The following is a 3425-nucleotide window of genomic DNA, read 5'->3' on the forward strand; positions in this document are numbered from 1 at the left end:
TGGCCTACTTCAAGATTAGCCTTTCAACACGTAATTGGGACAGAGCCTTTACTAAGGCCCTCAAAGAGGCCTTGGCACTGGTCGATGTTCGGCTGCTCGACCATCTGGTAGTTGGCGCTGAGGGCGTAGTCTCGCTGGCCGAGCGAGGCCTGCTATGAACGTTCCCCCTGGCAAATCACACCTCACCGCCCTCGATATCCTCATCGAGTTGCGTTGCTGGCTTGCAGACAACGTCCAGATGCAGGCAGCGCCCGCTATCGTCGCTCATCTGCCCAATGGCTACCGGCTCACCCAAGCCGATTGTATCGAGGCCATTGATGCGCTGCTGCATCAGCTACGCCATTAGCCAACCCAAGAAGGGACACGCACCATGCAATTACCCAATTCCTCGAGCACCCCCTCAACAAATTGCGAGATGGCTTGCTTGCCAACTACCCCTCAATTGTCCCTGTGTCTATCAGGTCACTCAGCCCTGATGGCGGGCAGCTCCTGCTGCGAGAGCTTAAATCTGGGGCAGTAAACAAGGGGGCGCATCAATGCGCCCCCGCTGTTGCCATTCCCATGGTGTGCTGAAATCACGATGTGAGCAGAGGTGTTGGCATTGCAGGTGCCATCTGAGGTTGGCAGCAGACAACAAATCAACCTACATTCTCATACATGTCAGTAGCGTCGCTGATAGCTGAGCTTTTTACTTTCAGCTGGGTAGAGGGCCAAGGATAAGAATGAAACATATCTCTATACAAAACATTACGAACCCGACCAGCACTCATGTAAAGAGCCTGACTCGATATCTGTTGCTTTCCTTGCTCTTTATCGGGCTGGTGCCACTCATTTCGGTGGGGTTTTTGGCATATCAGCGTAGTAGCCAAAGCCTGAATGATAAAACGGGGAGCTTTCTGGCCGCTCAGGCGCGAGAGGCGATAGACAAGATTGATCGTAACTTGTTTGAACGCTACAGCGACGTGCAAATGATGGCTCTCAACCCCAAGGCATTAGAGGACCCCGCCAGCGTCAGCACAACTGCCGATATTTACACCCAAGCATATGGCTTTTATGACTTGATGGTGATTGCCGACCCTGCGGGGAACATCATCGCGAGCAGCACTTCAACAGGAGATGGTCGGCAGATCAACAGTGAGGCATTACGAACTACATCGGTGGCCGATACGGAGTGGTTCCAACGTGTCATGAGTGGTTATCTCGAGCATGGTCAAAGCTATTACCGTGATGCTACGTATGACCCTCTGCTTAAATTGGCAACGGGTGCTGAAGCGCAGACACTCCTGTTTGTTGCACCTGTTTATGGCACGGATGGCAAGATAGCGCGTATATGGGCTAACTGGGTTTCGTTTGACCGTGTTGTTGGCGAAATAATGGGAAGCGTCCGACAACAACTCCTGGATGGTGGCAATACGGGCATAGGAACCCTGGTATTGTCCCATGATGGCTTGATACTCGAACCCAGACCGGATGATGGCGCTTCATCAGCACCATTACTGAAAATAGGTTCGCTAGGTATCATGGACCTGCGCCAAGGCTCCACAGGCTTTATCACTGTCGGCGCCGAAGACGCAGGTGGAAAGGCCCAAATTATTGGCTATTCCAGCTCAAAAGGTATTCTTGGATTCAGAGGCTATCACTGGGGAGTGCTGATTAAGCAAGAACTTGCGGCGGCATCCATTGCTGCGCGTGATTTGGGGCATTTTGTCGTGATTGTCTCACTGGTCGCGTTTCCATTGATCCTGTGGCTAGCCCTTGCCATTAGTCGTTCATTCAGAAAAACAACCGAAGGGCGAGAGCAAGCACTCTTTAAAGAAGCTGAGCGTCAGGATTTTGAAGCTAGGTTGCACCGGGCGCTGGATGCCAGTGAGTCGGAAGAGGAGACATTTGCAGTGGTGGGTGAAGCACTATCACTTGCCATCAAAGCAACACCTGGTGAAGTGTTGTTGGCAGACTCGAGTCAGATGCATTTTCGCCAGGTTGTGATTGCCGAACCGGCAGGTGCCCCCGGCTGCATGGCTCAGACACCTCGCCAATGCTTGGCATTTAGACGAGGGGCAACCTTGATATTCCCGGATTCAGAGTTGATGGATGCCTGCCGCAAATTGAGGGGGCGTCCAGGTGGCACTTGCTCTGCCGTGTGTATTCCAATGACCAGCATGGGTAAACAAGCTGGTGTTTTGCACGTATCGGGCGCTCAGGGACAAATCTTTGATAGTGAAACTGTTTCACGTTTGCAGTCTATCGCATCGCGTGCGAGCACCCGGATCGCCATGTTACGAGCCATGCAAGAAACACAGTTACAAGCAGAAACCGATGGTCTCACAGGGTTACTGAATCGGCGCAGCCTTGAAAATCAGGCTCGTGCTTTGTTGTCGCGCAAAGGGCCCGTATCTGTGGCTTTTTGTGATTTGGACCACTTAAAACGACTCAACGATAGTTTTGGCCATGAAGCAGGCGATCGTGCATTGCGGGTCTTCGCGCGGGTGTTGAGCGACGTGGTACGCAGCACTGATATCGTGGGGCGCTATGGTGGCGAAGAATTTGTCGTGATACTGCCTGATGCTCCGGTAACCGTTGCCGTGGATGTGATGAATAGAGTGCGGGAACAACTTGACCTCGCCTGCATGTCAGGGGCCATGCCAGCGGTCACGGCCAGTTTCGGGGTGGCCTATGGCGAAGGCCCCATAGATTTCGATGAAATCGTGCATGCTGCGGATGTGGCTTTACTGGTTGCAAAGCAGACGGGGAGGAATCGTGTCGTGGTGGCAGGAACAGTGAGTGATACCACTGTCGCCGTCGAATCGCATCAAGATAACAGCATCATGAAAACCAGTGAGCCAACTTTAAGTGATTGATAATAAATTGCTTTTACTTGCAACCGTTACTTCCCCACAAGGAGGGATGAGAAACTGCGCTAGTCACGGCTCTTTCGTGGACTTTGCTGCAAACGTTCAACCGTATTCTGACAACCGCGTCGCTGGGTGTCGGTATCGTTAAAAGGTTGGTAAAGCGGAGCATTGCTGGTGATGCTGTGGCCGAACGATGGAAAGCTTTTTGTCACATAAACGAATAAAATGCCGAGCGCCCACCCTATAGCCGCACTGGCTATCAGAATGGCGAACACTAGCAATACATCCACGACATAAGACCTCATCACATACCTCACCCGAGATTGTCAGTTTGCCTTTGACTGCAACCTCACTTCCTACACCCAGCATACTTCTAAACGATGCACTGGATATCCCCAAGACTCAATGTTGTTGCTGGTTTGTTGTATCAACTGTGTTGTCGTTGCGGTCAAGCGATGGGGCAAATGCATTATCAATACAACAGGCGACCAGCCGATCACGCTGGCACCCGATAACGCGGATTATCTGGTCCAACACCATGATCTGGATATGCCGACACAACCCACAGGGCCA

3 protein-coding genes are annotated in these 3425 nt (G+C 52.0%); all 3 read left to right on the forward strand.

All coding sequences use genetic code 11. The features are described 5' to 3' along the window. Window positions 1-158 (forward strand): JAB domain-containing protein (locus AAC083_RS15035; RefSeq protein ID WP_308811013.1); only part of this gene is annotated, 158 nt, incomplete at its 5' end. After that, the gene (locus AAC083_RS15040; protein WP_108537027.1) at window positions 155-346 is read left to right on the forward strand and encodes a hypothetical protein; all 192 of its coding nucleotides are present in this window, start codon (window positions 155-157) and stop codon (window positions 344-346) included. The genes AAC083_RS15035 and AAC083_RS15040, both read left to right, overlap by 4 nt. 376 nt (window positions 347-722) lie before the next feature. Then, window positions 723-2858, forward strand: a complete 2136-nt coding sequence (locus AAC083_RS15045) for a sensor domain-containing diguanylate cyclase (RefSeq protein ID WP_108537028.1) — start codon at window positions 723-725, stop codon at window positions 2856-2858. Window positions 2859-3425: the final 567 nt, after the last annotated feature.

This window comes from Aeromonas sp. HMWF014, assembly GCF_963878295.1.
In the GTDB taxonomy this organism is placed as follows: domain Bacteria; phylum Pseudomonadota; class Gammaproteobacteria; order Enterobacterales; family Aeromonadaceae; genus Aeromonas; species Aeromonas popoffii.

Bases quoted from the DNA above. Each gene is read 5' to 3' on its own strand.
- AAC083_RS15040 (WP_108537027.1), top strand. From the start codon at position 155: ATGAACGTTCCCCCTGGCAAATCACACCTCACCGCCCTCGATATCCTC.
- AAC083_RS15045 (WP_108537028.1), top strand. From the start codon at position 723: ATGAAACATATCTCTATACAAAACATTACGAACCCGACCAGCACTCAT.